This is a genomic window from Intrasporangium sp. (genome assembly GCF_030452765.1).
Lineage (GTDB): Bacteria > Actinomycetota > Actinomycetes > Actinomycetales > Dermatophilaceae > Intrasporangium_A.
In genome coordinates this window covers 1-3,338 of sequence record NZ_JAKDLO010000293.1, presented here as the reverse complement: position 1 = coordinate 3,338, position 3,338 = coordinate 1, and the positions used below count along the sequence as shown (strand labels likewise).

Below are 3,338 nucleotides of genomic sequence, written 5' to 3'. Positions count from 1 at the left end.
GCGAGTACCGCAACCGCCTCTACCGCGACCAGCCCGAGCACTACGTCAGGCTCCGTGACCGCACGGCCCCGCCTGCCGTCGAGGAGGCGGACCATGCCGACCGGGGATGACGAGCTCGACGCGATCTTGGCCATGCCGTTCGCCGAGGCGGAGGCACTGCGCAAGACCGAGCTGGCCGAGGTGACCGCCCAGCTGCCCGCCCTGCGTGCACTGGTAGACGCCGAGCAGATCGGCACCCCCGCCTGGCATCGCACCTCCAAAACTTGGCGGAACGCGACCCAGCGCGCCCACTCCGCCCGCAACCGAAACGCCTGGCTTTGGGGGAAGGGGCACCGATGGTGACCCGGCCAGCGCGCGCACGTCACAAGGAAACCGGCATGGGACGTACCGCGTCCTCCCGTCCCGCGTCCCCCGTCGATCCGTACGCGCCGATCGGGGCTGGTCTGGTTGGCCCTGATGGTGATCCGCACGGGCCGGGCGTGGTGGCGATCGAGGTCGGCACGCCGGAGTACGACCGGATCACGTCGACCTTGCGCGGGTTGCGCAGGGATGGCGTTGCGCAGGACTCGCCGGAGGGGCGAGCTGCGATTGAGTCTGCACGGGATGGGGCTGTCGTCTTGATGGCCCGCCGTGGAAAGTTCCCCTTGAAGGAGGAAATGAAATGACCGAGATGATGTCGAGGTTGAACGCGACGAGTGCGCGGGAGCGTCTGGAGAGTGCGGGGTCGCGCATGTCGGCGATCACGATGGGTCTGCGGAACGCGACGATGGAAGCGCGGTCGTTCCGGGATGCGAACCTGAGCCCTGAGGGTTTGGGTGCGAGGCGTCAGGAGATGGTCGAGGCGGCGCGTGAGCGGGCGTCGAGGGCTGTGCGGGACCTGCGGGCTGAGGTGGACCGGGATAGCGCTGTCGTGCGTTCCTGGGCCGAGCTGCACACGCCTCGGGTTCCGGATGACGCGGTGGGGCTGCAGCGGCTGGGGATGGCGTGGGACCGGGCTCGGATGCAGCTGGACGCGGGCCGGTCGATCCGGGAGGTACTGGCCACCGCGGATCGGGACGTGGCGTTGGCTGTTCGGGAGTGGGGCCCTGACTGGCTCCGGGCTCACAACGCGAGCATCCGGCCGGTGGGGCTCGACGGGGCCGCCTGGCCTGAGCCGGACACGACGGGTTTGGTCCGGTCGTGTGACCGCCGCCTCGCTGAGACGGTGGGCGGGTTGTCTGCGGCTGCGATCGAGAGCGTGCAGGCGGTGGAGGTGGCGCGGGCTGGCCTCGAGCCGATGATGCGTCACGCCGAGCTCGAGGTGATGGGGGCCAACACGGACCCGACGTCGTTGATGTCGGCGGCGCTTGAGTCGCGGTTCGCGAGCGAGCAGGCGTCGGCGGGTTTCGTCGCCGCTGAGGTGGCGTCGTGAGCAAGCTTCCACACCCGGTGCCGTCGCTGCTGCGCCGCCTCGAGGCCATCGAGAGGCAGCTCGTCCAAAAGGGGTCACCGTTCACTGGCACGGGTGTCCGCCCGAACGGGCTCCAAGGGTTGGACAGCGACAACTACGTGCCCGGGGCCTCAGGTTTCAGCCTCAACGGTGGGGCAGGCACGGCAGAGTTCAAGGACATCACGCTCTATGACCTCCCGAACTCTGCCCTCGCGTCCCCGGTGCTGCCGGCGAACCTTCACGCGGACACGCAGACCTTCAACGTGAAGGTGGCGTGGCAGACCATCATCTCGGTGTCGATCACGGTGCCGGCCGGTTACACCCGGGCGCTGATCCTCAACCTCGTGACTGCCGTGGTGGCGTACAACAACACCGCGAAAGTGGAGTTCCTCTACGTGCAGGGCTCCACGAGCGCGGGCAACGTCGGCGGTTGGCCGTTGGGGTCGGGCGCGGTCGGTGCGAACGGTGGCACTGCGGTCGGGTCTGACTTCCGTACCGGGCTGCTGACCGGGCTCGTGCCGGGGTCGGCGCTGACGTTCACGGGCTCGGTGTCGTCGAGCTTCGGGACGTGGGCTTCGTCGACGTCGAACCTCGCCAACTTGGATGTGGCGCTGCTATGGCTGCGATGACACCCCCGCGGCCGGTACGTGGCGAGCCGGTCGGTACGCAGGTCAACACCGCCTACCCTGACGAGCCGATCCTGGCGCCTGAGGCGCCGACCGTCGTCCCGGACGAGCCCACAGTCCGGACCCCCGAGAATGAGCCGCCAGGGGCTGCCTGAGACGGCGAGAGGCCCCACACCGAGTGATGGTGTGGGGGCCTCTCTGCGTTGCCTACTGCTCTTCGAGGGTGATCGCATCCAGTCGCTCGGCAGCGGCCAGCAGTAGCCGTGCGGCCTCGACGGCCTGGCTTGACGTGAGACGACTGTCCGGTGCGTCGAGCACGATGCAGGCCGGGGTCACGGAGACGGCCGTGCCGCTCTCGTCGAGCGTCAACGACTCGGAGGCGACGATGCCGACGTGCACGGACAGTCGCCCGCCGTCGCGGATGGGTTCGTTGATGTCGCCGAGTGAGCGTTCGTGGAAGCGGTACTCGGCCTCGTGGTCGTTGGTGTCGTATCCGTGGCCGGCGCCCAGCTCGCACCAGGTGGGGCAGGGGTTGGCGGTGGTGCCGAAAATGTCGGCGTGGATGGTGCTCATGATGGTGGCCTTTCACGATGGGGTTTCTTGGAGGTCTCAGTCCGCGGACAGTCCGCAGGACGTTAAGTAACGACGGGGAACGTTGATGGATGACGGGTGCCCGGATCGCCTGTATCGCAGCGCGATCGGCACGTTTCCGCAGGTCAGGGGCTCATGGCGCAGAGACCTCATAATCCGTCGGTCCAGGGTTCAAGCCCCTGCTGCCCCACCACGACGTACCGGTTCCCTGGCAGACGGCAGCCAAGCGCTGTGCGCCGATAGCCATTTGATGGGTATTGAGCGATTTCAGCAGGCAATGTCGCTTATGTTCGTGTATGTCTAGCCCATGCATGCGAACAAGCGCCGTTCGGCGCCTCAGGGGTTCACCAAGATGCGTTCCGTCCGCGGTGCCATGACCTTCGTCGTGGTAGCCGCCATGTCAGCACCACTGACCGCCGCCGCTCTGTCGCCACCTGACCGGCCCGTCGCCAGGCCGGTCGTCCAGCCGGGGCAGATGCCTGCCAACAGCGCCGCCCAGGTTGCCGCTCTCCAGACGGTCAAGTCATCGCTCACCGGGGCTGAGCGCAAGCTCGACAGCCGGTTCGCCCTGTCGCTGCGGGCCCGCGCCAACGGGGCCCTACGCTCGGCCTTGCCCTCCCTCGACGCCCTGTCTGCGACCAAGGGGGCAACAGTCGCCGTCGACATCGACGTCAGCGACGTGAACGACTCGC

7 protein-coding genes are annotated in these 3,338 nt (G+C 68.1%); 6 read left to right on the top strand and 1 reads right to left on the bottom strand.

The features are described from left to right. Positions 1 to 93: 93 nt before the first annotated feature. Genes L0H79_RS21565 through L0H79_RS21545 form a run of 5 tightly spaced genes read left to right on the top strand, consistent with a single transcriptional unit; the run spans position 94 to position 2,210 of the window. Positions 94 to 342: a hypothetical protein gene (locus L0H79_RS21565; protein ID WP_301486790.1), complete on the top strand. Its 249-nt coding sequence runs from the start codon at positions 94 to 96 to the stop codon at positions 340 to 342. A 35-nt stretch (positions 343 to 377) separates the two neighbouring features. Continuing rightward, entirely contained in the window at positions 378 to 665 is a 288-nt protein-coding gene (locus L0H79_RS21560) for a hypothetical protein (RefSeq protein ID WP_301486789.1), read from the top strand. Further along, positions 662 to 1,411, top strand: coding sequence for a hypothetical protein (locus L0H79_RS21555; protein WP_301486787.1), 750 nt, complete (start codon positions 662 to 664; stop codon positions 1,409 to 1,411). Before L0H79_RS21560 ends, L0H79_RS21555 begins: the two co-directional genes overlap by 4 nt. Further along, entirely contained in the window at positions 1,408 to 2,058 is a 651-nt protein-coding gene (locus L0H79_RS21550; RefSeq protein WP_301486785.1) for a hypothetical protein, read from the top strand. The genes L0H79_RS21555 and L0H79_RS21550 overlap by 4 nt, the downstream gene beginning before the upstream one ends. Continuing rightward, on the top strand, positions 2,055 to 2,210 hold the full coding sequence (locus L0H79_RS21545) for a hypothetical protein (protein WP_301486784.1): 156 nt from the start codon (positions 2,055 to 2,057) through the stop codon (positions 2,208 to 2,210). The genes L0H79_RS21550 and L0H79_RS21545 overlap by 4 nt, the downstream gene beginning before the upstream one ends. 52 nt (positions 2,211 to 2,262) lie before the next feature. Here the strand turns inward: L0H79_RS21545 and L0H79_RS21540 are convergent, their stop codons facing one another. Beyond that, complete coding sequence (locus tag L0H79_RS21540; RefSeq protein ID WP_301486782.1) at positions 2,263 to 2,628, bottom strand: hypothetical protein; 366 nt, start codon at positions 2,626 to 2,628, stop codon at positions 2,263 to 2,265. 370 nt (positions 2,629 to 2,998) lie between these two features. Between L0H79_RS21540 and L0H79_RS21535 the strand changes: the two genes are divergently transcribed. Further along, positions 2,999 to 3,338: hypothetical protein (locus L0H79_RS21535; protein ID WP_301486781.1), on the top strand; the 340-nt coding region annotated here is incomplete at its 3' end.

Excerpts from the sequence above, each read along its gene's own strand:
- L0H79_RS21560 (WP_301486789.1), top strand. The coding sequence starts at position 378 with ATGGGACGTACCGCGTCCTCCCGTCCCGCGTCCCCCGTCGATCCGTAC.
- L0H79_RS21565 (WP_301486790.1), top strand. The coding sequence starts at position 94 with ATGCCGACCGGGGATGACGAGCTCGACGCGATCTTGGCCATGCCGTTC.
- L0H79_RS21555 (WP_301486787.1), top strand. The coding sequence starts at position 662 with ATGACCGAGATGATGTCGAGGTTGAACGCGACGAGTGCGCGGGAGCGT.
- L0H79_RS21545 (WP_301486784.1), top strand. The coding sequence starts at position 2,055 with ATGACACCCCCGCGGCCGGTACGTGGCGAGCCGGTCGGTACGCAGGTC.
- L0H79_RS21540 (WP_301486782.1), bottom strand. The coding sequence starts at position 2,628 with ATGAGCACCATCCACGCCGACATTTTCGGCACCACCGCCAACCCCTGC.